The following is a 24,296-nucleotide window of genomic DNA, read 5'->3' on the forward strand; positions in this document are numbered from 1 at the left end:
GAGCCTCGCGGCCCTCACACCCAGTGCGGGTCCTCGGGCACGATGATCCGCAGGTGATGGAACAGGTTCTCGATCCGATAGTGATTGGTCGAGACCCACTCCTCCCCGTCGATCTGCGCGGGCACCACATCCAGCCCCGCGGGTCGAAAGATCCGCACCTCGATGTGCTTGGCCTTGGGCACCTCGCGTCGCGCCATCCCGAGCACCTCGAGATCATCCCCGGTGACCGGGTTGCGCTTGTGCCCGCCGATCGCCGCGGCCGCCCAGTCGGCGTGTCCGCGCATGACGACCACCTCGAACTTGCCGTCGTCGGCCTTGGCAGAGTCGTCGAAGATCCAGTCGCCCGCGTAGAGGATCGTGCCCTGCACCAGCAGATCGGTGACCCCGGTCAGCTCGCTGGTCTCTCCGTCGATGGTCAGCTCGACCGAGAAGTTGGTCTGGGTGACCACCCCCGACAGCAGGCTGCGGAGGGCGGCGCTGGTGTAGACCAGCTTGTCGCGGTAGACCCGTCGCACCAGCGGCATGCGCTCGACGAACTCGCGGTCGCGGTTGCGCTTCCACAGGATCCGCGCCGAGAGCCCCACGCCGCAGCTGTCGAACCACAGATCGGTGGCCACCGGGGTGCCGCCCTCGTCGAGGGCCTCGATCCTCCCCACGTCGAGCCACTGCTCGACCCCGGCCGCGATCACGGCCACGTTGCGCGGCAGCGCCTTGACCCCGGCCACGATCCCGAACGAGCGGCCCTGGTCGTTGGCGGTGCCCATGGGGAGCATGCCCAGCGGGATGTCGACGCCGGTGCGCTCGCGGGCCAAGATGATGCCCTTGGCCGCCTCGGCGAAGGTGCCGTCGCCCCCCATGTAGATCACCCGGGCCACGTCCTCGCGCTCGAGGCGGTCGGCCAGCGCGCCCACGGTCTTGCCCTCGGGCAGGGTGGGGAAGAACTCCGGCTGCAGCCGGCTCTCCTCCAGCGCCTCCATGGCCCGCTCGATGTAGCGCTTGGCCTTGCCGCTGCGGGCGGTGGGGTTGGCGACGAGCAAGGAGCGGCGTCCGTTCGCCACGTGCGATCAAGCCTAACACCGACGCGGGGTCCCAAGGGGATGGGGCGGCTGGAATCGAGGTTTCGGGGGATCTGCGTTGGGATCCTCCCGCGCGCGCAGGTGCGCCGGGAACGGAAGATCTGCTACCCATGGCGGCCATGATGGGTCTTCGCGCCAAGTGGATGCTGAACACGTGGACGGGTGTGCTTGCGCTCGGCTTGCTGGCCGTGGGGTGCAAGAAGGAGCCCCCGCCGCAGCCTCCGAAGGAGGAGCCGTTCGTGTTCGACAACCCGGGCGGGATGTGGATGCCCAGCCAGATGGGCGATCACGCCGAGACCCTGAAGAAGCTCGGGGTGGCGTTCGATCCGGCGGCGCTGACCGATCCCACCGCGTTTCCGCTGGCCGCGGTGGTGAGCCTGGGGGGTTGCTCGGCGTCGTTCGTGTCCGGCGAGGGGCTGGTGATCACCAACCACCACTGCGTGACGCGAGCGCTGCAGCACAACTCCACCCCCGAGAAGAACCTGCTCGAGCAGGGCTTCTTGGCCAAGACGCGTGCCGAGGAGCTGTCGGCGGGCCCGGGGCAGCGGATCTACGTGTCGACCGCGTTCACCGACGTCACCAGCACGATGGTGGAGGGGCTCGATGCGATCGCCGAGGACTACGCCCGTGCGGCCGAGCTCGAGAAGCGCGCGCGCAACCTGCAAGACACCTGCGAGGCCAGCAAGCCCGACACGCGCTGCGTGGTGGCCAGCTACTTCGACGGGGCGCAGTACATCCAGATCGAGCAGCTCGAGATCGAGGACGTGCGCCTGGTCTACGCCCCGCACAAGGGCATCGGGGTGTTCGGGGGCGACATCGACAACTGGCGCTGGCCCAGGCACACGGGGGACTACTCGTTCCTGCGCGCCTACGTGGGCCCCGACGGCAAGCCGGCGCCCTACTCCGAGCAAAACGTGCCGTACCAGCCGCCCCACCACCTGAAGATCGCGAGCGAGCCGCTGAAGGCCGGTGACTTCGCGATGGTGGCCGGGTACCCGGGCAGCACCTATCGGCTCAAGACGGCGGGCGAGGTGCAGGAGGCGGTGAGCTGGTACTACCCCACGCGGATCGCTCGCTACGAGCAGTACATCGCGCTCTACGAGGAGCTGGGCAAGCAAGACCCGCAGCTGGCGATCAAGGCGGCCAGCCGCCTGCGCGGGATGGCCAACTACCACATCAACTTCCAGGGCATGCTCGATGGCCTGAGCAAGGGCGGGCTGGCCGAGGACAAGGCCAAGCTCGAGGCGGAGCTGCAGGCGTGGATCGACGCCGACCCGGCGCGCCAGGCCAAGTACGGCACGGTGCTGGCCGACATGGCGGCCCTGCAGGCCAAGGCGGCCGAGCGTCGCGACTACGATGCGGCGGTCGAGGAGATCCTGCGCGGGAGCTCGCTGCTGGGGGCCGCCGTGGCCATCCGCAAGATCGCGGCCCAGCGCGAGCTGGCGGAGGCCGAGCGCCTGCCGGGCTACAGCGACGCCGAGCTGGCCGAGCGCGGCAAGAGCATCGCGGGGCGGGTCGATGGCAACGACGCGGAGCTCGACAAGGCGGTGCTCAAGCTGGCGCTGACGCGCGCGGCGGCGCTGCCCGAGGGGACGCGTCCCGACGTGATGCTCGAGGCGCTGCTGGGCGGGGCCGTGTCGGCGCCGCTGGACGAGGCGGCGGTCGACAAGGCGCTCGGCAAGCTGTTCTCCAAGACCAAGCTGGGCGATCCGGCGACGGTCGAGGATCTGGTGACGGCGCCGCGCAAGAAGATCGACAAGAGCAAGGATCCGCTGCTGGTGGCGGCGACCACCATCGAGCTGGTGGTGGACGACCTCGAGCGTCGCGAGCGCGAGCATGCGGGGGCGATGACCAAGCTGCGCCCGCTGTACGTGGCGGCGCTGCGCGAGCACAGCCCCACGCCGCTGGCGCCCGACGCCAACAGCACGCTGCGGATCAGCTACGGCACCGTGCGCGGCTACAAGCCCTCGGCCGATGCACCGATGTACGAGCCGTTCACCACGTTGTCGCAGATGGTGGCCAAGGCCACGGGTGAGGAGCCGTTCGCGGCCCCGGCCAACCTGCTCGCCGCGGCACAGACCAAGCTATGGGGGCCCTACGCCGACGAGGCGCTCGGGGAGCTGCCGGTGAACTTCCTCGCCGATCTCGACATCACGGGGGGCAACTCGGGCTCGGCCACGCTCAACGCCCGCGGGGAGCTCATCGGCCTGGCGTTCGACGGCAACTACGAGTCGATTGCCAGCGACTGGCTGTTCATGCCGGAGGTGACGCGGTCGATCCACGTCGACATCCGCTACATCCTGTGGATCATGGATGCGGTGGATGGGGCGAATCATCTGCTGACGGAGATGGGCCTCACGCCGAGCCTGGACGATGTGGCCGCGCCGGCGCCAGCCGAGGCGGCGGCGCCGGCCGAGGCGGCACAGTAGGGCCTTCCGGCCGGCCACGCCGGGCGCTAGCCCCCGATGGCGTCCAAGATCTCCATCGCCAGCTCGCAGTACGGATTGAGCTCGAGCGCGCGATCGAGGGCCTCGCGCGCCTGGGGAATGTCCCCCTGGTCGCGGAGGATGGCGCCGCGGTAGGCGTGGACCAGGTCGAGGCTGGGGTCCATCTGCTGGGCGTAGTCGAGCAGCTCGAACGCGTGCTGAGCCGTCTGCTCGTCGCCGCCCGAGGCCTGGAAGCGAGCGTAGGCCAGCATCGCGTGCAGCTCCGCGACGTCGAAGCCGGACTCGTAGGCCTCCTCGAGGGCACCGATGGCATCGTCCCAGCGTCCCTCGGCGATCGCGGCCTGGCCGTCGCCAAAGCGCAGGGCGCCCATCATGTCCTCGTCGTCCCCTACGATGTCCGAGGGCTCGTCCTCCACCACCATGGGGGCCGCCACGGCGGCCGGGGCCACGGGGTCGTCGCCACCGAGGTCGATGTCGTCGAGATCGTCGAGGTCGAGGAGATCGTCGGACGGGGCGGCGACCGCCGCCGGTTGGACCGGCGCGGCCACGGGCTCGGGCTCGGGCTCGGGCTCGGCTGCGTCGAGCTCGTCGTCGAGCTCGTCGAGCTCGAGGTCGTCGACTTCCTCGAGCTCGAGCTCGTCGTCGATCGCCTCGGACTCGAAGCCGTCCGGATCGAAGTCGCCGGGATCGAGGTCGCCGGGATCGAGGTCGCCGGGATCGAGATCGCTGGGATCGAGGCCGCCGGGATCGAGGCTGCCGGGATCGAGATCGGCGACCGGGGAGACGGGCGCAGGCGGCTTGGCGGGCACCGAGCCGATCAGATCGGCGGCGGCCGCCTCGACGCTCTCGTCGAGCATCAGTAGGTCGTCGTCGGGAGCGAGATCGAGGAGGTCCTCCTCGGGCTGCACCGCAGCGGCGGCCGCTGGGGCCGAGGTGACCACGGGCGGGGCCACGGGGGTCACCGGGGCCACGGGGCTCACCGGGCTCGGAGTGGGGGACACGGGCAGCGGGGTCGGCTCGACGGGTGCCGGAGGGCTCGGCGAGTCGGTGCGGGGGACCGCCTGAGGCGCGGCCACCATCGGTGGCACCACGGGCTCGGGCTCGGGCGTGGGGAGGGTGCTGGTGGGTTCGACCACCGCGGGAACGCCCGCGGCCGCGGCAACGGGACCATCCACCGAGGTGGGCGGCTCGTTGTCGAAGTCGAGGCCGGGCGGCTCCTCGCTCTCGCCCAGGAACATGTCGTCGAGGGCAGCGTCGTCGTCGAGGGCGGCGGGCTCGGGCTCGTCGAAGGTCGTGGCGAGGGCCGGGGTGGCGGGCGCCGCGAGCATCGGCGGGAGGGTGGGCGTGCTCCGTGGCTCGGACTCGGGTTCGGACTCGGGCTCGTTGGGGGCCTCGTTGGGCTCGGGCTCGAGATCGAATTCGAGATCGCCCTCCTCGGCCAGCTCGAGCTGGTCGTCGTCGAAGGTCTCCTCGATGCTGGCGGGCTCGGCCGCGACCAGCTCCTCGGGAAGCTCGGGGGCTCGCATGACCCCGCTGAGCCGGACGACGGCGGAGTCCTCGCCCACCCCCTCGAACCCGTCCTCGTGATCACCGAGCAGATCGGGCGACCGCGGCATCTCGCCCGGCAGCGGCGTGTCCTCGTACTCGGTGATGAGGGCCTGGGCCTCGAAGCTGGGACGCAGCTCCGCATCGGTGCCCCCGGTGGGGGCCATGGAGGGCGCGGGCGGCCATGTGCGGCGGGCCTGGGCGACGTCGACGAGCTTGATGACCCCCGCCGCCAGCAGCCCGCACAGCAGGGCCTTCGGGGTGGGGACGGGGGGCTTGCCCGGATCGTCCATGAGCTCGGCGATCGAGCGGCTCCCGTCGAGGCACGTGAGGAAGAAGCGCTCCTCGGGCAGCAGCGGCAGCTCGTCGTAGGCCCCGCTCGGCGCAGCGACCGGGAACTTGGACGACACGGGCTCGAGCACGTCGCTGGCACGATCCTCGGTGTACTGATCCTGAATGGCCTCGACGATCACCCCCTCGGCGCTGGCCTTGAACGTGATCCCGAATTGCTGGTCGGGCGCCTCGTTCTTGAACTGGTAGCGCCCGTCGTCCCACGAGAAGATCTCGAACAGCTTGGCGCGCAGCTGGGCCTCGAGGCCGTAGCGAAGGTTGCCCTCGCTGAGGATCCCCATCTCGACCAGCAGCTCGCCCTGCTTCTTGCCCGTGCGGCGAATCGCCTCGAGGGTCTGGTCGCACTGTTCCTGGGTGATGAGCCCCTCCTGCGCGAGGATCTGCCCCAGGCACTCCGACAACACGTTGGAGCGCACGAACACCGGCTGACCCTTGGAGAAGAACACGACCTTCTTGGTCTGCCCCGACAAGAGGTACAGGCTGCCGTCGAGCTTGCGGCGAGCGACCTCGCGGATGAGGCGTGGGAAGGGCACCTTCTTGAGGGAGCCCTTGGGAGGGAAACCGACGGAGGGCTCGTTCGATACCGGAGCGGTCGCCATGGATAGCTTCGCGGGGGGCACTCTACCCCAATGGGGGGCCCGTCAGGTGGCGGTCGAAAGCGGCGCGGACGCGGGCACGGGCGAGATGGAAGCGCCGAAGCAGCGCCACGCGGCTGGGAAGCCCCATCCTACGCGCAAGGGTGTCGAGGCGGGGAGAGTTTTCGGAGAAGCGATCCGGGTCGTCGCCACGCCGACCTGGGCTCATGCGCAGTCGGTTGAGCAGCAGTCGATGGAAGCGGTAGTCCGCGCAGAGGGCGGAGGCCTCGTCGGGGAGCACCGCACCCGCCTCCCGCAGGCCCGTCAGGGCCTCCACGATGCCCGTGGCGCGGGCGCCCGGGTGGGCGGGGCCATGGATGAGCTGCAAGGCGGCGACCAGGAGCTCCAGCTCCAGACACCCGCCTTCGCCGGTCTTGGCGTTGTACCACCCCTTCTTGCGGCTCTCGCGCGCCAGCTCGTCCTCGATGCGTCCCTTGAGGCGACGGGTCTCTTGCTGGACCTCCTCGGGGGTGGGCCTGGAGGCGGAGCGCTCGCGAGCCCCGACGGTGTCGTCGATCTCGGTGGCGTCGGCTTCGAAGCCCAGCGTGCGGGCGACCACCTGCCGGACTGCCGCGCCCAGCGGGCCGGGTTGGGCCGAGGACGGGTGGGCGTGGTGAGCCTCGACCGGCCCTCCGATCTCCACCTCGGCCACCGGGCGGAGCCGGAGCAGGGCGAGACGCTCCCACACGGCGACCTGGCGGGCGTGGTAGCGGGCAAAGCCGGTTCGCGAGGTCACCAGCAGGCCCTGCCGACCCGAGGGGCGCAACCGCATGTCGACCTCGTAGAGCCGCAGTCCCAGGGCACGGCTGTCCAGGCGGGCCATCAGGCGCTGGGCGAGCTTGGTGGCGACGGGCCCGACCTGGTCACGGGACGCGGCGGCGTCTTGCCTCGGCTCGAATACGAACATGAGGTCGAGGTCCGAGCCGTAGTCCATGGCCTGCATGCCATGCTTGCCCAGGGCCAGCACGGCGAGCGAATGGCGGGGGCCCGGGCCCGCCTCGAGGGCGCAGTCCAGCAGGAGCCTGCGCAGCACCAGGTCGGCCACATCGGAGATGGCTCGGCCGACCGCGAGCGGGTCCGGGCGTCGGCCCAGATCGTGCAAACCCACCCGCACCAGCTGCTCGTGCTTGAACCGGAGCAGGGTCGCGTCGAGGCCTCGCGGGTCGGGCTCCTGGTGCTCGAGGTCCGCGGCCAGGTCGGCGGGGTCGGGGAGGGCGGCTTGCCCCGCGCGCAGCAGCAGGCTCGAGGTGGGATCGGGCGGAGTGCTCGGGCGAGAGCGACCGGCCTGCGCCGTGTCGATGGGGCCTGCGGGTCCCGTGAGGCGCCCCGAGGGAAATCCAATGAGCCCGCGGGACAGGGTCTCGCTGGCCCCGAGCAGCTCGCCGCACAGCCGCAGCAGCTCGAGCCCCGTGCGGCGGCCGATCGGGCCGGGATCGGCGAAGGCTCGCCAGATCGCATAGTGGGCCGGTCGCGAGGCGCACAGCTCCGAGAGGCGGTGGATCGCAGCCTCCGGATCGGCGCTGTCGAGGCATGCCCGCAGCAGGTTCTCGGCTCCCTGACGGGCCGGGCCCCGTGCGGTGAACGGACCGTCGGCCCGGGTGTAGAGGTGCTCGAGCAAGGCTTCGGTCTCGGCGGGCTCGTGGACGCCCAGGCGCTCCAGTGCGGCACAGCGGCTGGCCCGGGGAGCGCCCTCGTCCAGGAGCACGGCGATGTCGTGGGCATGGGGGTCGTCATGGGGCTCGTCCCCGGCGATGGTCTGCGCGATGGCCTGGGCACGCCGGCGATGGGTCTGCATGGCGGCCGTGAAGGTGGCGAGCGCGACCCCGGGCTCGCGGATCGGCCAGTGAAGGCGCTGCACCAGGCGATCGAGCACGGGGCCCGGGCCGGGCACGCGATGGGTCTGCTGGCCTTCACCGAGCTGCAGGCGGTGCTCCACGCGTCGCAACCATCGATAGGCCTGCTGGAGCTCGCGGTGCTCGCGATCGCTGACCAGGCCCGCCGCCAGCAGCCGATCGAGCGCGGGCAGGGTGCTGGGCTCTCGAACACCGGGATTGCGCCCGCCATGGAGCAGCTGCAGCGCCTGCACCGTGAACTCGATCTCGCGGATCCCCCCCACGTCGAGCTTGAGATCGACGCTGCCGTCCTCGCTCCCCACCCGGGTGGCCTCGCGCCGGGCCCTTCGCATCATGTCGGCGATCTCTCCGAAGATCTCGGGCCCCACCGAGCGGCGGTACACGAACGGGGTGAGCCGCCGCAGCAGCAGCGCGCCCAGGTCCATCCGGCCGGCCAGCGGCCGCGCGCGCAGCCACACCTGGCGCTCCCATGGCCGGCCGTGCCGCTCGTAGTACGCCTCGGTGGCGCAGACCGAGGTGGACAGCGGGCCCCGGCTGCCAAACGGGCGCAGACGCAGATCCACGCGAAACAGCGGACGCCACTTGCCCTGCCCCTCGAGGTGGCGGACCAGCCGTCGCAGCCGCTCGTGCAGCCGGGCCACCTGGCCGCGCTCGGCCGTCTCCCTGTCGCTCACCGCGTCGTCGTGCACGAACACCAGGTCGATGTCGCTGAGGAAATTGAGCTCGTTGCCGCCGAGCTTGCCCATGCCGAACACCACGACCTGCTCGTGCAGATCGAACTGCTCGAGCAGCACCTGCAGGCACGCCGAGCACAGCGACGACAGCGCGTGGCCAACCTCCTCGAGCTCGGCACCCTCCACCTCGCGCGCGCACAGCCGCAGGTACTCGCGGTTGCGCACGCGCCCCAGCGCCTCGTCGATCGAGCACGTGGCCCCGGCGGCCCGCAAGGCGTCGAGGGGAGGCGGGTCGGTGACCGTGGGGTCGAGCGCCAGCAGAGCGGTGGGGTCGAGCGCGGCCAGACGCGCGGCGTAGCTGCCCTCGTGCAGCAGCCGCGAGAACCGAGCGGGCCAAGGGGTCTGCCACAGGGGGGCTGGCAGGCCCTCCGCGCGCACGAGGGCCTGGTCGGGCTCGGGACCGTCGAGCAGCGAGCCCAGCGTCTCGTGCCACGCCGGAGGCGCTGCCCCGACGAGGTCGATCCGCTCCTGGGTCGTCGTGGCCTTGCGCAGCGCGCCGAGCCAGGGAGGGGGGCTTGGGCCCATCGTGCGGGCATGGTGACACGAGGCGAGGGCTGCGAGCCAGGTGAAGCCCCGGCGGGCCCGACCCGGGCATGGACCCGATCGTCGGCGTGGGCGATGCTCCGGCCATGAGCGACAAGTGGGACCGACGCTTCATCGAGCTGGCCCGACACATCGCGAGGTGGAGCAAGGATCCGTCCACGCAGGTCGGCTGCGTGGTGGTGGGCCCCGATCGCGAGATCCGGAGCACCGGCTTCAATGGGTTCCCACGCGGCATCGACGACAGCCTCGAGCGGCTCTCGGATCGCGACCGGAAGTACCCGCTCATCTGCCACGCCGAAGAGAACGCGATCATGCACGCGGCGCGGATCGGCGTGTCGCTCAAGGGGTGCAGCGCCTACGTGACCTGGCCGCCCTGCACTCGCTGCGCACGCTCGCTCATTCAGGCCGGCGTCGATACCGTGCACTACCCCGGAGGGCTCGAGATCCCCGAGCGGTGGGCCGAGGACTTCGAGACCAGCACGCAGATGTTCCGGGAGGCCGGCGTGTCGATTCGTACGGTCGACGCGGGCTGAGCGGGGCCGGCCGGCCCGAATCATCGAGGAGGAGGCGAGCGTCGAGGACGCTCGCCCAGGTGCTCGGCGTGGACCTTCGCGTCCTCGGTCACCATGCCTTCGCTCTCGGCGCGGGCGATCGCCAGGTCGAGCTCGGACGGCTCGGACCGGCGCGTGGTCTCGTCGGTGGCGTCGGGCTCGGTGGCCTCGTCGGTGGCGTCGGTCTCGTCGGTGGCGTCGGGCTCGTCGGCCGGGTCGTGCTCATGGGGGTGATTGCCCATCGCTGCCGGCCTAGCCACTGCACGCGTCTGGTCATCCCCTTCGCGGACGACGCGGACGAGCGTTGACTCGCGCCGGGCGAACGCGGCGAAGACCGTGGCGACCTTGACCATGCGTCGCGGCGGCGAAGAAGAGTCGTGTGCCGCCGTCGGGAGCAGGAGGTCGGTCGCCCCGGTCGTCGTGGCTGCGGCGGCTGGGGGGATGGTCGGGACGACACCGATGGGCGCTCTTGGGAGCGCTCGTCGTCGTGTTCGCGGTGAGCGTGGGGCTCGGGCGTGGGATCGTCGACCGGCTCGCCAGCGGTGGATTCACGGTGCGCGACGGCGAGGCCGAGCGAACGGCCGCCGTGCTCGAGCAGGCGTTCGGCGTGGGCGCGACCGACGTGGTGGTCGCCTACCGGCACCCCGGATGGCTCGTCGATGAGCCCGCGTTCATGGCCGAGCTGCACGGCGTGGCGTCGCGCTTGGAGGCATCGGCCGCGGTGGTCGACGTGCGGGCCCCGCTGCGGCCCGGGACCCCGCTGAGCAGCAAGGACGATCGGATCGCGCTGGTCGTGATCACGGTCCGCGGGGACGACGACCACGCCAAGCTCGCGCACTTCCCCGAGGTCGTGGACGCGGCCCGCGACACCGTGCTGCACGCCCAGGTCGGGGGACGCCTTGCGGCTCACGCCACCGCTCAGACGCTGTCGCGCGACGACCTGGTGCGGGCCGAGCTGGTGGCGCTGCCGCTGGTGTTCGGCCTGCTCCTGTGGCTGTTTCGCTCGGTGGTGGCGGCGCTCATCCCGGTGGTGATCGCCGGGGTGTCCATCGAGGTCGCCATGCTCGTGCTGCGGGGTCTCACCACCGTGGTCGATGTCTCGCTGCTCGCGATGAACGTGGTCACGTTCCTCGGCGTGGGCTTGGCGGTCGACTACTCCCTGTTCGTGGTGCTGCGCTTTCGCGAGGAGCTACGGAGCACCGGCGGCGACGTGGACGAGAGCTTGCGCCGCACCACCGCGACCTCGGGGCGCACCGTGCTGTTCTCGGGCGTCGCGGTGGCGGCCAGCCTGCTGGGGCTCTTGTGGTTTCGGATCCCGCTGCTCGAGAGCATCGCGATCGGGGGCACGAGCATCACCGTGGTCACCCTGCTGGTGACGCTGGTGTTCTTGCCGGGGCTGCTGGCCCTGCTGGGGCCCCGGATCGAGGCCGGACGCCTGGGCGCGGTGCCGCCGGCCGATGACGATCGCCAGGGGCGCTGGTACGCCATCGCGTGCTGGGTGATGCGCCGCCCGTGGACGGTCGGGCTGGTGGTGGTGGGGGCGCTGCTGGTGGTGGCCTCGCCGGTGCGTCGGCTGCGGCTCGAACCCGGTGATGCGAGCCTGTTCCCTGCGCGCACCGAGGTCCGGCAGGTGGCCGACCTCGTGACCGACCCCGAGCTGTTCGCGACCGGTGAGCTGTCGACCATCGATCTCGTGGCAGAGCCAGACATACAGCCGGACGCGCTCGGTCGGGAGCCCCTGGGGCTGGCGGCCGCGATCCAAGCGCTACCCGGAGTGTCGAGGGTCGACGCGATCGCCGAGCCCGGAGGCGATCGGACCTACCTGCGGGTGGTGCTCGAGGACGACGCCTCGGGCGAGGTCCTGGTCGACCAGATCCGGGCTCTGCCGTCGCCGGGTGGTCGGGTCCTCGTCGGGGGCGACGCGGCGCTCGATGACGAGATCCATCGCGAGATCACCGACGCGGCCCCCGCGGCGCTCGCCACCGTCGCCGCGGTCACGTTCGTGGTGCTGCTCCTGGCGTTTGGCTCGCTGGTGCTGCCGCTCAAGGCGTTGGTGCTCAATGGACTGTCGGTGGCCGCCTCGTACGGCGCGTTGGTCTGGGTGTTCCAGGACGGCCGGCTCGAGTCGTTGCTGCGCTACGAGTCCCCGGGGGCGCTCGAGCCCTCGGTGCTCGCGGTCACCTTCGCCGTGGTCTTCGGGCTGTCGATGGACTACGAGATGTTCCTGCTCAGTCGAATTCGAGAGGAGTACCTCGCCTCGGGTGATGACACGAAGAGTGTGGCGCGCGGTCTCGGCCGCACGGGGCGGCTCATCACGGGGGCGGCCGCGGTGCTGGTGGCGGTGGTGATCGGCTTCGTCGCGGGCGAGATGGTGTTCATCAAGGAACTCGGCGTCGGGCTGGGGGTCGCGGTGCTGGTGGATGCGACGATCGTACGCGGCTTGCTCGTACCCGCGAGCATGGCGGTGCTGGGCAAGCACAACTGGTGGGCGCCCCGGTGGCTGGCTCGCTGGTGGGCACGCGCGGGAATCGGGGTCGAGGAATAGCGAGGGCAGTCCGTCGCAACCCGGCGAACGATGCGCCGGGCACTCGACGATGGCGCGATGGGCTTGCGAACGCGCCGGGACGCAGTAGGCCGAACGAGCCGCTGTCCATGCCCGATGCTCCGCCATCACCCGTCCCCGATCGCTACCGGAGCCGACGACACGGAAGCCGGCACGAGGGCCCACACGAGAGTCGATACGAGAGCCGGCATGAGAGCCCATCCGGTGGGTCGATGTCGACGTGCGGCGCGATCGCTCACCCGTGCGCCTTCGACACGGTGGCCGGGTGGGAAGCGGTTGCCATACCGCTCGTCCCCGACACGGGACCCGCTGGCACGCTCCCTGCTTGTATGCGGCCCATGCTGCCCGAGCTCTCCGTCCTCTACCGGGATACCTTGGCGCCCCCCGAGCCGCCGAGCCCGGCCCTCTCGCTGGTGGCGGAGCGAAGCGCCGGGGCCGAGACCCCGGTGCGAGCCCGCGCGCCCCGTTGGTCCCTGCTGGCCCTCGAGCGCGAGGTGGCCCTTCGAGGGGTGGGGGTGCCCGAGCCCATCGGTGCGGTGCGAGGCGTGCTGATGCCCGTGGCTCTGGGAGCCACCGCGGTGGCGGGGATGGTGGCGGTCGCGGGACTCCTGGTGGCGCTCGGGGTGGCCTCGGTGGTTGCCGTGGCTGCGGGCACGGTGGCACGCCTGTCGGTGACCCGGCGCTGGTGCGAGCGCCAGCGCCGGGCGCGGCTCGACCACGAGGCCGTGCACCTCAAGGCGTATCTGATGACCAAGCTGCGTCGCGACCACCGAGAGGAACTCGAGTGCCTCGCGACGCTGGTCGAGAACGTTCGCGAGCACGAAGGGCTGCGGCCGGGACCCTGCGTCTCCACCCTGGTCGCACGCCTCGATGCACTGCTCTTGTCCTATGTCGACCGAGCCATCGAGGTGCGCAGCGTCGCTGCCGCCTTTGCCGTGACCATGGACGACGAGCCCGGCTTGCCCGCCGCCCTGCGGCAGGCCGAGGCCGTCGATGCCATCGACGAGGCGGAGCGCAAGCGCTGCTTCCAGATCCTGCACCTGCGCACGCGCGCGCGCGAGATGTGTCGACGCCGGATCCGTCGCATGGAGCGAGAGCTGGCCAGCATCGGTCAGCTCGTGCGACTGGTGCACGAGCAGGCCCTGGCCTCGGGGCTGCCCCACGACGAGCTCGCCGGCATGCTCGCCGAGGTGCTCGACGAGGCGGAGCATGCACGCATCGCCCGGGAGGAGCTCGAGGAGGCGATGGCCAGCGCGCGGGACGAGTCGCTCGAAGCCTCCGTGCCCGCCCGCTTGGTCGACCCGTCGCGTGGCCGTGACATCGAGCGCTCGAGCGCTCGGTAGGCCAACCGGTCCATCATCGACGTTGCGCGCGTGCTGCGGTCAGCGCGCTCGTGCCCGACGGCGGTCGGGTGGACCGCTTCGTTTGCTCGGGACCGGATTGGTGGCTAGCTTCCGGACGTGGGCGACTCGAACGCACCCTCGCTGACGGCGATCATGGCTCGTCGGTTGGCGCACGCCTTGCGAACCCCGGTGGGGGTGGTCGACGGAGTCCTGAGCGAGCTGGGTCGCTCGGATGCGATCGTGACCGATCCCACCCTCGACTCGTTCGCCACCCTGGGGCGTCGCTCGTTGCGCCAGTTGCTCGAGGTGGCCACGCGTCTGGACTGGGTGGCTCGGTCCGAGCGCGTGGCGAGCGAAGCGGTCATGGCCCTCTCGTGGCCCGAGGTGCTGCAGCGCGCGGTCGAGGACCGCACCCAGGGCCGGCGCGAGCGGGAGCGCAAGCGGCTCACGCTCGTGATCGCCGACGACGTGGGGCAGGGCCGTGGCCATCGCGAGCCGGCCGAGCGATCGGTGTTCGAACTGGTCGACAACGCGCTGCGTCATGCCGCCACGCTGGTCGAGGTGATCGCCGACGTCGACGGCCCATGGTTGCGGGTGCGGGTGGCCGACGATGGTCCCGGGCTCCCGCATGCAGACGCCACCGTGTTCGGACCGCCCCAGGGGTCGGGACCACGGCTGGGCATCGGTCTTTGGCTGGTCGATCATCTCGCCAAGGCGATGCAGGGCAACGTGGTCGTGGATCGAACCGGTCCCGGCGGCACCGTGATGTGCCTGCGGGTACCGCTGATGGCGGACCCCGTGGAGCATGCATCGGCACAATGACCCGATCGCTCCAGCCGCGCGCGTTCGTTGCGGCGGTCAGAAGCGTGCGAGCACCACCGTGATGTTGTCGCGGCCCCCGCGTGCGTTGGCGTGGGCCACCAAGTCCTCCACTGCGGTCTCGATCGCGCAGTCGCGACCGAGGTGATCCCGCAGCTCGTGGTCGCGCAAGTGACCGGTCAGGCCATCGCTGCACAGCAGGAGCTGGTCGCCGGGCTCGAGCGTCAGGCGGTGCAGCTCCACCCAAAGATCGTCCGAGCTCCCTCCCAGCGTGTTGACGAGCATGTGATCGAACGGGGCGGCCTCTTCGGGTCGGAGGTGGCCTTCCGCCACCAGGTGCTGGGCCATGGTGTGATCGGATGTCAGGCGCTGCAGCTCCTCGTCGCGCCATAGGTAGCAGCGCGAGTCTCCCACGTGGGCCACGATCAGCCCGGGCCACGCCACGTAGGCCATGGTGAAGGTGGTGGCCATCCGGGGGTCGATCCCCTGGTCCTCGGCCACCCTTCGCATCGTTCGCTGGGTTCGCCGAAACGCGTCGGAGATCCATGCGTCGAGGCGGAGCTCGAGGCGATCGTCGTCGGTGGCATCCTCGTCGAGGACCCATGGCATGGCCGTGAGCACGTCACGGGCGATGGCGTCCACTGCCGTCGCGCTGGCGATGGCCCCGCCCGCCCGTCCGCCCACGCCGTCCGCCACCGCGAGCAGGAGGCCCTGGGGGCTGTCGGTCGTGGTGGCCGGGCCCAGGCTGGTGCGTCGCACGCCCAGTCCCCGATCGAGCGCCGCCACGAGGTACTGATCCTCGTTCTCCTTGCGCACGCGTCCCCGGCTGGTCGCGCCCCACACCTCGATGATCGGCTTGGGCGGGCGGGGGCGCCGGAGCCCGCGGGGGAGCGGAAGCGTGGGCTGCTCGGCGAGCTCGACCGCCTGCGTGGATGTGGGATCGGTCCGGTGCGGAGGAATCGGGGACACGGCGGGGGATCGACTCGTCAACGCGTTCGTCTCCTTGGATCCGGCCTACGGCGTGTCGGGGCGATGTCCATCGCGATCCGCGTGGAACCCTCGTCATGGTGCGGCGGGCGTCGGGGGCGGCCCGAGGCCGCGGTCCGGATCGCCGCTGGTACGAGAGCTGCAGAGAGCATCCGACATGGCAACTCTTCGTTCGACTCCGCAGGCTTTCGAGCGTGCACCCGGGCTCGTGGCCGTGACCGGTCCGGCGGTGGGCGCGTCGCTCACCGTGCTCGTCTCATTCGCCGTGCTCTTCGCCGACGTGCCCTCGTGGGTCGAGGGCTGGGTGGCTGGCTGTGGGGTGGGGCTCGTGCTCAGCGGCATCATCGCGTGGCGGGTCCCCTCGGAGCTGGTCGTGGCCACGCGCCTGGGTCTCATCGTGGCCACGGTGGGGCTCGCACTGGGCTCGCCTGCGCTCGGTCTGTGGCTACGCGCGGCGGTCTCGGGCACCGGCCTGGTCATGCCCGACTTCGTCGCCTTTGCCGCCGGGACCAGCATCCTGTGTGCGTGCTACCTGAGCGTGCTGGCCGCCCACCTCGTTCGGAACGAGCGCATTGCCGCCGACGAGCGGCGCGCCCGGATCGCCGCGCATGCATCGATCGTCGGCGTGCCCATGCCGCCGGTCGCGTGAGCCCGCTCGGCGCCGATCGCTGGGCATCGATCCTCCTAGCGGTAGGGATCCAGCCCTGCCGGGCGCACCGCGTCCTGGAACCGGCGTAGATCGGCGGCGAGCAGGGCGAGCTGCCGCTGCAGGCACTGGGGGTGGTGGTCATCGAACTGGTCCGGGGCGCACAGCGACGCCAGCAGCACCAGGGCCTCACCGGTGTGCGAGCGAATCTCGTCGATCACCGACGCGGCGTGCGGTCCGAGCCGCTCGCGATCGAGGCGGGCCGTCCAGTCGCGCACCAGCGAGATCGCCACCAGCGTCGCGATCTGCAGGGCATCGCGGCTGCTCTCTCGACGGGCCCGATCGATCGATCCGCAGGGCTTGGTGCTCAGCCAAGCGCGGGTGTGTTCTTCGGCCAGGTCGAGCATCGCCTGCAGGGTCGTGGTGGAGTTGGGCTCGAGCTGGCGCCGCGCGGGGCCGTCGAGCGACTTGCTGCTGGTTGGATGCGGAGTCAGCAGCGCCCACGCTCCCACGATCGACCCCACCACTACCAGCGGAGCCCACAGGGCGAGGACCAGGTCGAGGCCGTCCCAAAGAGGCATGCTCACACCCTTGGCGGTTCGAGTCGCCATGCAAGCCGGCTCGAGGGAGGCATCGCATGGGCTTGGTGGCGCCGTGCTCGCGTGGAGCGGGCGCCTCGGCTCACGTGGTGACGCGCTCGCCTCGGGTCGAGGCGAGCGCGTCCGGCTCGGCCTGGGTTCATGGTTGGTGTGGAGCAGCTCATGCCACGAAGCGCACCCCCACCATCCACTCCATCAGCGTACCCAAGCCGCTCATCACCACGGCGGCCAGCAGTGCGTAGCGGAAGTCCGTGATGGTCAGCTGCGTCGTCAGGGCATCCACGAGCTTGAGCAGGATCGCATTGACGACGATGCGCGTGACGAAGGCCAACAGGAAGCCCAGGCCGAGGGTGCCGATCCCGATCAACACGAACAGGGACCAGCCGATCACGACGTTGAGCACGCCGAACAAGGCGGCAACCAGCACCACCCCCCAAAATCCCCGTACGTTCACGCCGGGGATCACCGCCGCCGTGATGGCGATGATGAGGGACAGTACGATCCAGGACAGCAGCAAAGACTCGAGCATTGGTGGCGCTCCCTTCGATGACGAAACAAAGGCAAGGTCCGTGCCAGCGCGTACATACGCGGCCGCCGGGCCGTACGAGCGGTGCCCCTGGGCACGAGCGCTCGATGTGACGTCCAGGCACGGTTCGAGCCGACACGATGGAGCCTCAGCTGGCGTTGCGGACGGCGGCGGCGACCTCGGCGTGGGTCCGACGCTCGAGGGGATCGGGCAGCAGTGCGCCCTCCGGAGCCCGACACGCCAGCGTGTGCGCGGCCGCCAGCAGCATCGGCATGGTGATCGACGATGCCTGCGCCTCGAGGGCGCCGCGGAGGATCCCCGGGTATGCGAGCGCCGTGTCGAGGGTGGTGCCATCGGCGGCGACCGCCGCGCCCGCATCCATGGCGGCCTCGACCTCGATCGCCCGGGTGGTGGCGCCGAGCGACAGGATCACGTGGCCGGGGCGGATCGCGGCCAGCGGAATGGTGGCGGTCTTGCCGTTGGCGGCCACGAGCACGTCACAGGTGGCGAGGACTCCCGCGAACGACTCGGGATGGCCGCCGAGCTCGCGAAGCCGCTCGAGTGCCTCCGGGTCGACATCGGTCCCCCACAGCGTGCCGACGCCATGGGCGAGGAGCAGCTGGGCGATCCCCGTGCCCTCGGCGCCCATGCCCACGATGCCCACCCGCGAGCGGGCCAGGGGGCGCCCCACCCGTCGCGACGCGGAGAGCAGCGCCGCCAGCACCACCACGCCGGTGCCCGCGCGGTCGTCGTGCAGCACGGGAATGCGGAGCCGGGCATCGAGGCGCGACTCGACCTCGAAGCAGTCGGGGGCGGCCACGTGCTCGAGCAAGACGGCGCCGAAGCCGGGGGCGATCGCCTCGATGGTCGCCACGAGCCGATCGGGCCTGGTCGCATCCACGGCCAGGGGAACCGCCCGCAGCGGCGTCAGCTCCCCGAGCAGCGCGGCCTTGCCCTCGAGCACCGGGATGCTGGCGCGAGGCCCCAGCGCGCCCAGGTCCAGCACCGCGCTGCCGTTGCCCACGATCGCGACCGTGCGCCCGAGCTCGGTGAGGTCCCGGGCCAGGCTGGGTCGGGCTGCGATCGCTCGCACCAGGTGGGCCACGCCCGGCAGACGCATGGGCTCGAGCGAGGTCGGGGTCGTCGAGGACGGCGCGTCGGGGAAGGCCCCGTCATCCTCGTCGAGGTCGCGCTGGCGCACCCCCTCGTAGGGTCGTGCCTCTCGTACTCCTTCCACCCGGCGCAGGATCGACAGCACCTCGTCGGGCAGCGCCGACGAGCGCACCGCCACTTGCCAGTGTCGCCCTCGTGGTTCGCGACCCACCGCCTCGAGCTCCTCGACCTCGGCCTCCGCCTCGGCCAGGGCTTCCAGCACTCGCTCCAGCGTGTGCCGGCGTTGGTCGGTGACGAGCAGGATGCGCCGACGAAGGAGCATGGAGCCGGGCTAGCCCACCGTGCGAGCGCGTCAAGATCACATGCAGGTCACGTGCAGCCGAACTTCTCGAGCCGCCGGTAGAGGCTGCGGCGGTCCACCCCCAGCAGCCGTGCAGCCTTGGACTTGTTGCCCCCCACCATCTCCAGCACCTTGCGGATGTAGCGGGCTTCGAGCTCGTCGAGCGTGACCAGCTCGTCGGTGTCCTCGAAGGTCAGCATCACTCGATCGCTGCGATACTCCCGGACCTTGGCCGGGAGATCGTCGACCACGATCCGCTCGTGGCGTGCCAGCGCCAGCGCGCGCTGGATGCAGTTCTCCAGCTCCCGCACGTTGCCGGGCCAGTCGTAGGCCAGCAGCTTGGCCGCCGCATCCTCGTCGAGGATCCGGGGCGCTCCGCGCTCGGCTCCGTACTTCTCCAGGAAGTGCTGCGCCAACAGCAGCACGTCTCGCCCGCGGTCCCGCAGCGGAGGCAGCTCGATGCGCACCACGTCGATGCGATACATCAGGTCGCCCCGGAACCGCTCGGCTTCCACGCGTGCCTCGAGGTCGGCATTGGTCGCCGTGATGATGCGAGCATCGAACGCCACCTCCTCGGAGCCTCCGACCGGTCGCACCTCTTGTTCCTGGAGTGCGCGCAGCAGCTTGGGCTGCAGCTCGAGCGGGAGGTCGGCGACCTCGTCGAGGAACAGAGTTCCACCGTTGGCCTGTGCGAACAGCCCATCACGGGCCCTGCGTGCGTCGGTGAAGGCGCCGCGGACGTGACCGAACAGCTCGCTCTCGATGAGCGAAGGGGGAACGGCTGCGCAGTTGAGGGCGATGAACGGCCCGGATGCGCGGGAGCTCGCCTCGTGGATGGCCCGCGCCACCAGCTCCTTGCCGGTCCCGCTCTCTCCGAGGATGAGGACCGGAGCCTCGGTCACCGCGACGCGGCTGATGAGGTCGTAGACCGCTCGAATGGCCCGACTGCGCCCCACCAGCTTGCCCGTGCCCTGGGTGCGTGCGAGCTCCTGACGCAGGCGCCTGACCTCGCGGCTGAGCTTGCGGTGCTCCACCGCGCGCTCGATGGTGTGCGTGAGCAGCTTGGTGTCGACCGGCTTGGTGATGAAGTCATAGGCCCCCACGCGCATGGCCGAGACTGCGGCCTCGAGGTCCGCACGACCCGTGACCACGATGACGGGAAGCTCCGGCTCGATCTGAAGCGCGCGCGCGCACAGATCCAGCCCACTGGTACCCGGCATGGCCAGATCGGTCAGCAACGCGTCGAAATCATCGTGTTGGAGGTGCTCGATGGCATCGGCCGGGGTGGTCTCCCAGGTGACGCCGTGACCCTCGGTCGCGAGCTTGGCCGCCAAGAACTCGCACGTCGGCTGATCGTCGTCGACGATTAGCAATTTACCCGACATCGCTGATCTACCATCTTAGATCACGGTCGACGTCGCGTCATCCGAAGGCGACGATTTCGCCGTCGATCGATCGATGTGCTCGATCGGTGTTCAGGGGTTCTGTGACGGGGGATCCATGGTCCCGATCGAAGGGCCGAGCCGGAAGTGGTGGGTAGTGGAACTATTCGTTTCGTTATCACCGAGCTCGCCTGATTCGGCGAGTCGTCCGATCGAAAAAGTCGGGCCGCATGGTTGCGGCGGGCGCCTCGCAGTCCAGCATGTCACTACGGGGCGCCACTGGAGCGCTCACCGCCGTCGGTCCTTCGAGGCCGCATGGACGGTCGGGCTCGGGCATTCCTCGGATGGGATCGAAGGCGTGATCGAGCGAGCACCGACGAGGTGGATTCCTGGGTCATGTCGACCGAGCATCGTCATGGTGCTCGGCTCGTGGGTGGTCGTTCGCGTCTCGCCATCCTTGCGAGTGTGCATGGTCGGGGTAGACCAACATTCGTAGCGGACGGTGGGAATTCCGACGACCGTCCCTCGAGCCACGGCTCCAAATCGTGCGATCGCGCCACGGTGTGCGCCCCCGGGCAGCACGCGCTTGGGTCTCTTCCCTCCAGCAAGAGCCAAGCGTTTGGAATCACGACCGAACATCGATCGGCGCGCGGCTTGCTCGACGGCATTCGTTCATGAAGGTGCCGCCCCAGCAACATCGACCCGACAACCTCTCGACGTATTTGGATGACGCAGGCTCGTTCGAGCTGCTCGACGCGGAGGAGGAGCGTCGACAGGCACGCAGGCTGAGGGAGCTGCGAAGGGCATGCTGGCAGACGGTGCTCGAGGAGCCCGAGCTCGTGAAGGGGTTCTTGGTGGTGGCCCGGGAGGTGCTCGACAAGGAGGCCGCGCAGCCCATCGTGGCGTGGGCCGAGCGGAGGATACGGTCGCAGGAGCTGTGTGAGTGCATGCTCGACGTCGATCCCGACGGCAGCGTGCTTGCTCGGCTCGAGTCCGTGCCCCCCGGAGCACCCGTGTCCGAAGTCGGAGACGTGAGCGAGCCCGTGCGGCGGCTTCGTAGGGCGCGACGTGAGTACTTGAGCGCTCGCAACCGATTCATGTGCGCCAACCTTCGGTTGGTGGTCACCGTCGCCAAGCGGTACGGGCGTCACCACATGCCGCTGGCCGATCGGGTGCAGGAGGGCAACATCGGGCTGCTCAAGGCGATCGATCGCTTCGATCCCGAGCGCGGGTTTCGGTTCTCCACCTACGCGGCGTGGTGGATCCGTCACGCCGTGACTCGGGCGCTGGTCAAGCATGGCCGCACGGTGCGGATTCCGGCCCACCTCCACACGCTGTTCACCAAGGCTCGCCGAGCGCGGACCGCCATTCGGGGCGAGCTCGGTCGAAACCCCACGATGGCCGAGGTGGCGGAGCGGATCAACGCTCCGCTCGACAAGGTGCACGCGGCGGTCAAGGCCATGGAGCTACGGGCCATCGGGCTCGACGACCCGGCCAAGGGCGAGGGGGGTCAGGCGATCTCCGAGGTGTTGCCCGACGAGGATATCGACGGATGGGCCGATCGAATTGGCGACCGCATCGATGCTCGCCTGGCGGCCAAGGTGGTGGGCGAGCTCGACCCGATGGCGTTCGAGATCGTGGTGCACCGCTTCGGGCTCGAGGGACTCCAGCGTCGCACCCTTCGATCGCTCGGCGAGGACTACGCCCTGTCGCGCGAGCGGATCCGGCAGCTACAGAACAAGGCACTGCGAGGGCTGCGAGACGTGATGGAACACAGCAGCGTCTCCTCGCTCGCAGTGGCCTGAGCTGGCGGCGGACTCGCGATGATCCGGCGAGCTGAGACTGCGCATGCTGGTGTTCCAAAGGCCCCGCCACGACGACCCACGGCGGTGGTCGGACGCGCGAGCAAGTGGGTGGAATTGCCCCCTCGGTGGTTGCCCCCCTTGGTGCCCTGGCTAGGGTGGAGACAGGAGGACGAACGATGACGAGCGACGAGATGTTGGCAAGATTGGGCCTTCGGGCCCGGATGACCCCGCGGGACTTCCTATGGCCGGCCCTGGGGGTCTTTGGGGCCGGATTCCTGGTCGGGGCGGGCGTGACTCTCATGTTTGCGCCGCAGCTGCGCCAGCGCCTACGGCAGCGGCTTCGCCGGCGGGCCTTCGAGGTCGAGCAGGCGGCGACGGAGGTGGGCGAGGAGTCCACCACGAGGGGCGAGACCCCGGCGGTCAGCGATCTGGAGCGGCTGTCGCGAGACGAGCTGTACGAGCGCGCGCGGTCGCTGAACGTGGAGACGCAGCCCAACATGTCCAAGTCGGACCTCGTGCATGCGATTGCGGGGAGCTAGGCCCATGGACGTGACGATCGGCGAGTCGCAGGTCGGATCGGATCAGGGGCCCGAGACTTCGCCCGGATGTGAGCACGAGCCGCGAGGGTGGAGGAGGCTGGAGGAGCGAGGGTGGGCCGCGATGCTCGAGGCTCGCCGATGGGTCGTGGCCAATCCATTCGCCGCGCTGGGCATTGCGCTGGCGACCGGGTTCGTCGCCGGGCGGGTGGTGAGGGCGAGTCTTCTGAGGCTGTGATGGGGAACGCATCGTGATGATGGACGACGACGAGTGCGAGGGCGACGACGACGAGGTCGAGGTCGATGCGAGGACCTTGCTGTTGTTGATCGCGGGATACCTTCGACGACGGGTGCAGACCCATCCCGTGAGCACCCTGAGCGGGGTGGTCGCCGTGGGCTACGTGCTCGGGTGGAGCATGCCGCGGGTCGCGTTGCGCCTGGGAACCGCGGTGGCGATGCGGCTGTTGGCGGTCGAGGTGCTCGAGGCCCTGCTCGAGGGAGAGCTGCTCGGCTCGTGTGGGGCTGGGATGTCTCGTGAGACACAGGCTTCGGGCACAGCCGACCCCGACCCCGAGGCCGAGCACGAGGATGACGCAGAGCACGAGCCCCCGAACGAATCGGGCCGGCCGAGCCGGCGTGTGGCGAAACCGTTCGTGGCGTGACGGCGATCCTCGCGAAGTCCTCGCGAAGTCCTCGCGAAGTCCTCGCGAAGAGTGCAGTCTACGAGTGAGGGCTCGTGCTCGTGCTCGCGGGGCACGGGATGGCGCCCGCTTCGGTGGCGATCCAGTGCATGGGCACGTCGTGTGCGGCCATGGGAATCGGACCCTCCGGGGGGTCGAGGAACGCGGCGAAGCAGAGCCCGATGCGGACCGGTCGCGAGGCGTGGGCCGAGGGAGCGAGCAGGCGGTCGTAGTGGCCGGCACCAAAGCCGATGCGGGCGCCGGTCGAGGCGAACGCGAGGCCCGGCACGAGCACGAGGTCGATCGGGGCGTCTGGAGGGATGGAGGGGAGGGCGAGCTCGTTGGCGCCGTCGGAGGGCGGCGGTGGTTCGAGCAGGCCGAACGGAGCCGGAGCGAGGTGGGCGAGGGTGGAGACCTCGACCATGAGCGACCGGCCGCCGCGACCGTCGAGCACCCGTGGCAGCCACAGCCGTCGGCCCTGGTCGAGGGCGGCCTGCAAGAGCGGTCCGGTGTCGGGCTCGCGGTCCACGCCCACGAACGCGGCCACCGAGCGGGCCGATTGCCAGGCCGGGTGGGCGAGCACGACCGCCGTCAGGGAGCCGGAGGCCGCCGCGACCAACTCGGGCCGCAACGCGGCCCGGCGCGCCCGAAGGGCACGCCGCAGGGCTGGCTTGTCGACGGGCAGCCGGGGCATCCGCCAGGAGGTTGCCACGACCCGTGATTTTCGGCTTGCACCGGCCGAAGCGGGCGTGATAGGTGTTTCGGCCCGCTGCGGGAGTAACTCAGCTGGTAGAGTGTCAGCTTCCCAAGCTGAATGTCGCGGGTTCGAGCCCCGTCTCCCGCTCCGCCCTAAAGCCCCGAACAGGGGCTTTTCGGTTTCGAAGGGTTGGGCACGGGCACATATCGGGCACACCGGGGGATGGATGGTTGCCGAGGGGGGCGAGCGTTGCCCGACTGGGCAGCCGGGCGGCAGGGTCGGGCCGTCCCCCCGGTAGGCGCGGATCTTACGCATGGGTCGACGGCGATCCCGAGCCCGACTCGCTGGCCGTGGAAGACCCTGCTCTCGCCGCGCTGTATGGAGCGTTGGTCGCGGGGCGCGTGGCCATGGGCCATGGTGCGGCCCAAGGGCGACGAGCACGGCCTGAGGCGGCGGAGTCAGGTGCACCGATGGAGAAGGCGCTTCGGAAATTCTTGGGCCTTGTGTCCGATTTTCGGCCGGCTT

The 24,296-nt window shown here is 70.5% G+C and carries 20 protein-coding genes and 1 tRNA gene; 11 read left to right on the top strand and 10 right to left on the bottom strand.

Annotated features, from left to right (window positions below; genetic code table 11):
* Positions 1-14 precede the first annotated feature (14 nt).
* Positions 15-1,058 carry a diacylglycerol/lipid kinase family protein gene (locus OEB96_RS21965; protein WP_266218485.1) on the bottom strand — a complete coding sequence of 348 codons (1,044 nt, stop codon included), beginning with the start codon at positions 1,056-1,058 and terminating at the stop codon, positions 15-17.
* Positions 1,059-1,195: 137 nt separating this feature from the next.
* Between OEB96_RS21965 and OEB96_RS21970 the strand changes: the two genes are divergently transcribed.
* Complete coding sequence (locus tag OEB96_RS21970; RefSeq protein ID WP_266218487.1) at positions 1,196-3,505, top strand: S46 family peptidase; 2,310 nt, start codon at positions 1,196-1,198, stop codon at positions 3,503-3,505.
* Between the two features lie 26 nt (positions 3,506-3,531).
* On the opposite strand, the gene OEB96_RS21975 is transcribed toward OEB96_RS21970, so the two are convergent.
* Together OEB96_RS21975 and OEB96_RS21980 are read right to left on the bottom strand one after the other, a co-directional pair.
* Entirely contained in the window at positions 3,532-6,018 is a 2,487-nt protein-coding gene (locus tag OEB96_RS21975; RefSeq protein ID WP_266218489.1) for a DUF4388 domain-containing protein, read from the bottom strand.
* A 22-nt stretch (positions 6,019-6,040) separates the two neighbouring features.
* Positions 6,041-9,166: a [protein-PII] uridylyltransferase family protein gene (locus OEB96_RS21980; protein ID WP_266218491.1), complete on the bottom strand. Its 3,126-nt coding sequence runs from the start codon at positions 9,164-9,166 to the stop codon at positions 6,041-6,043.
* 104 nt (positions 9,167-9,270) lie between these two features.
* On the opposite strand from OEB96_RS21980, the gene OEB96_RS21985 reads away from it, so the two are divergent.
* On the top strand, positions 9,271-9,717 hold the full coding sequence (locus tag OEB96_RS21985; RefSeq protein ID WP_266218492.1) for a deoxycytidylate deaminase: 447 nt from the start codon (positions 9,271-9,273) through the stop codon (positions 9,715-9,717).
* A gap of 20 nt (positions 9,718-9,737) precedes the next feature.
* On the opposite strand, the gene OEB96_RS21990 is transcribed toward OEB96_RS21985, so the two are convergent.
* Positions 9,738-9,977: a hypothetical protein gene (locus OEB96_RS21990; RefSeq protein ID WP_266218494.1), complete on the bottom strand. Its 240-nt coding sequence runs from the start codon at positions 9,975-9,977 to the stop codon at positions 9,738-9,740.
* A gap of 227 nt (positions 9,978-10,204) precedes the next feature.
* Between OEB96_RS21990 and OEB96_RS21995 the strand changes: the two genes are divergently transcribed.
* The 3 genes from OEB96_RS21995 (at position 10,205) to OEB96_RS22005 (ending at position 14,463) form a co-directional block, all read left to right on the top strand.
* The gene (locus OEB96_RS21995) at positions 10,205-12,280 is read left to right on the top strand and encodes an MMPL family transporter (RefSeq protein ID WP_266218495.1); all 2,076 of its coding nucleotides are present in this window, start codon (positions 10,205-10,207) and stop codon (positions 12,278-12,280) included.
* 356 nt (positions 12,281-12,636) lie between these two features.
* A complete protein-coding gene (locus OEB96_RS22000) occupies positions 12,637-13,641 on the top strand; it encodes a hypothetical protein (RefSeq protein WP_266218497.1) in 1,005 nt (334 codons plus the stop codon).
* Positions 13,642-13,758: 117 nt separating this feature from the next.
* Positions 13,759-14,463: a sensor histidine kinase gene (locus OEB96_RS22005; protein WP_266218499.1), complete on the top strand. Its 705-nt coding sequence runs from the start codon at positions 13,759-13,761 to the stop codon at positions 14,461-14,463.
* A gap of 36 nt (positions 14,464-14,499) precedes the next feature.
* On the opposite strand, the gene OEB96_RS22010 is transcribed toward OEB96_RS22005, so the two are convergent.
* Entirely contained in the window at positions 14,500-15,429 is a 930-nt protein-coding gene (locus OEB96_RS22010; RefSeq protein WP_266218501.1) for a PP2C family protein-serine/threonine phosphatase, read from the bottom strand.
* Positions 15,430-15,604: 175 nt separating this feature from the next.
* Between OEB96_RS22010 and OEB96_RS22015 the strand changes: the two genes are divergently transcribed.
* Positions 15,605-16,096 (top strand): hypothetical protein, encoded by a 492-nt coding sequence (locus OEB96_RS22015; protein WP_266218502.1) that lies wholly within the window; start codon positions 15,605-15,607, stop codon positions 16,094-16,096.
* A 35-nt stretch (positions 16,097-16,131) separates the two neighbouring features.
* Here OEB96_RS22015 and OEB96_RS22020 read toward each other — a convergent pair whose 3' ends face one another.
* From OEB96_RS22020 to OEB96_RS22035, 4 genes are all read right to left on the bottom strand, one after another.
* Positions 16,132-16,674, bottom strand: coding sequence for a hypothetical protein (locus OEB96_RS22020; protein WP_266218504.1), 543 nt, complete (start codon positions 16,672-16,674; stop codon positions 16,132-16,134).
* A gap of 178 nt (positions 16,675-16,852) precedes the next feature.
* Positions 16,853-17,221 (bottom strand): phage holin family protein, encoded by a 369-nt coding sequence (locus OEB96_RS22025; RefSeq protein WP_266218506.1) that lies wholly within the window; start codon positions 17,219-17,221, stop codon positions 16,853-16,855.
* A 145-nt stretch (positions 17,222-17,366) separates the two neighbouring features.
* On the bottom strand, positions 17,367-18,653 hold the full coding sequence (locus tag OEB96_RS22030; RefSeq protein ID WP_266218508.1) for a hypothetical protein: 1,287 nt from the start codon (positions 18,651-18,653) through the stop codon (positions 17,367-17,369).
* Positions 18,654-18,700: 47 nt separating this feature from the next.
* Positions 18,701-20,056: a sigma-54-dependent transcriptional regulator gene (locus OEB96_RS22035; protein WP_266218510.1), complete on the bottom strand. Its 1,356-nt coding sequence runs from the start codon at positions 20,054-20,056 to the stop codon at positions 18,701-18,703.
* A gap of 671 nt (positions 20,057-20,727) precedes the next feature.
* Between OEB96_RS22035 and OEB96_RS22040 the strand changes: the two genes are divergently transcribed.
* The 4 genes from OEB96_RS22040 to OEB96_RS22055 all read left to right on the top strand — a co-directional run bounded on the left by OEB96_RS22040 (position 20,728) and on the right by OEB96_RS22055 (position 23,056).
* Positions 20,728-21,858, top strand: coding sequence for a sigma-70 family RNA polymerase sigma factor (locus tag OEB96_RS22040; RefSeq protein ID WP_266218511.1), 1,131 nt, complete (start codon positions 20,728-20,730; stop codon positions 21,856-21,858).
* Between the two features lie 176 nt (positions 21,859-22,034).
* Positions 22,035-22,397, top strand: a complete 363-nt coding sequence (locus tag OEB96_RS22045) for a Rho termination factor N-terminal domain-containing protein (protein WP_266218513.1) — start codon at positions 22,035-22,037, stop codon at positions 22,395-22,397.
* A gap of 4 nt (positions 22,398-22,401) precedes the next feature.
* Positions 22,402-22,632: a hypothetical protein gene (locus OEB96_RS22050; RefSeq protein ID WP_266218515.1), complete on the top strand. Its 231-nt coding sequence runs from the start codon at positions 22,402-22,404 to the stop codon at positions 22,630-22,632.
* 13 nt (positions 22,633-22,645) lie between these two features.
* A complete protein-coding gene (locus tag OEB96_RS22055; protein ID WP_266218516.1) occupies positions 22,646-23,056 on the top strand; it encodes a hypothetical protein in 411 nt (136 codons plus the stop codon).
* Between the two features lie 58 nt (positions 23,057-23,114).
* Here the strand turns inward: OEB96_RS22055 and OEB96_RS22060 are convergent, their stop codons facing one another.
* The gene (locus OEB96_RS22060) at positions 23,115-23,768 is read right to left on the bottom strand and encodes a 5-formyltetrahydrofolate cyclo-ligase (RefSeq protein WP_266218518.1); all 654 of its coding nucleotides are present in this window, start codon (positions 23,766-23,768) and stop codon (positions 23,115-23,117) included.
* Between the two features lie 77 nt (positions 23,769-23,845).
* Between OEB96_RS22060 and OEB96_RS22065 the strand changes: the two genes are divergently transcribed.
* A tRNA-Gly gene (locus tag OEB96_RS22065) sits at positions 23,846-23,918 on the top strand.
* The last annotated feature ends 378 nt before the right edge of the window (positions 23,919-24,296 follow it).

It is taken from the genome of Paraliomyxa miuraensis, assembly GCF_026337845.1.
GTDB classification, from domain to species: domain Bacteria; phylum Myxococcota_A; class Polyangia; order Nannocystales; family Nannocystaceae; genus Paraliomyxa; species Paraliomyxa miuraensis.

Excerpts from the sequence above, each read along its gene's own strand:
- OEB96_RS21970 (WP_266218487.1), top strand. The coding sequence starts at position 1,196 with ATGATGGGTCTTCGCGCCAAGTGGATGCTGAACACGTGGACGGGTGTG.
- OEB96_RS21975 (WP_266218489.1), bottom strand. The coding sequence starts at position 6,018 with ATGGCGACCGCTCCGGTATCGAACGAGCCCTCCGTCGGTTTCCCTCCC.
- OEB96_RS21980 (WP_266218491.1), bottom strand. The coding sequence starts at position 9,166 with ATGGGCCCAAGCCCCCCTCCCTGGCTCGGCGCGCTGCGCAAGGCCACG.
- OEB96_RS21985 (WP_266218492.1), top strand. The coding sequence starts at position 9,271 with ATGAGCGACAAGTGGGACCGACGCTTCATCGAGCTGGCCCGACACATC.
- OEB96_RS21990 (WP_266218494.1), bottom strand. The coding sequence starts at position 9,977 with ATGGGCAATCACCCCCATGAGCACGACCCGGCCGACGAGCCCGACGCC.
- OEB96_RS22000 (WP_266218497.1), top strand. The coding sequence starts at position 12,637 with ATGCTGCCCGAGCTCTCCGTCCTCTACCGGGATACCTTGGCGCCCCCC.
- OEB96_RS22015 (WP_266218502.1), top strand. The coding sequence starts at position 15,605 with ATGGCAACTCTTCGTTCGACTCCGCAGGCTTTCGAGCGTGCACCCGGG.
- OEB96_RS22020 (WP_266218504.1), bottom strand. The coding sequence starts at position 16,674 with ATGCCTCTTTGGGACGGCCTCGACCTGGTCCTCGCCCTGTGGGCTCCG.
- OEB96_RS22025 (WP_266218506.1), bottom strand. The coding sequence starts at position 17,221 with ATGCTCGAGTCTTTGCTGCTGTCCTGGATCGTACTGTCCCTCATCATC.
- OEB96_RS22030 (WP_266218508.1), bottom strand. The coding sequence starts at position 18,653 with ATGCTCCTTCGTCGGCGCATCCTGCTCGTCACCGACCAACGCCGGCAC.
- OEB96_RS22035 (WP_266218510.1), bottom strand. The coding sequence starts at position 20,056 with ATGTCGGGTAAATTGCTAATCGTCGACGACGATCAGCCGACGTGCGAG.
- OEB96_RS22040 (WP_266218511.1), top strand. The coding sequence starts at position 20,728 with ATGAAGGTGCCGCCCCAGCAACATCGACCCGACAACCTCTCGACGTAT.
- OEB96_RS22045 (WP_266218513.1), top strand. The coding sequence starts at position 22,035 with ATGACGAGCGACGAGATGTTGGCAAGATTGGGCCTTCGGGCCCGGATG.
- OEB96_RS22050 (WP_266218515.1), top strand. The coding sequence starts at position 22,402 with ATGGACGTGACGATCGGCGAGTCGCAGGTCGGATCGGATCAGGGGCCC.
- OEB96_RS22060 (WP_266218518.1), bottom strand. The coding sequence starts at position 23,768 with ATGCCCCGGCTGCCCGTCGACAAGCCAGCCCTGCGGCGTGCCCTTCGG.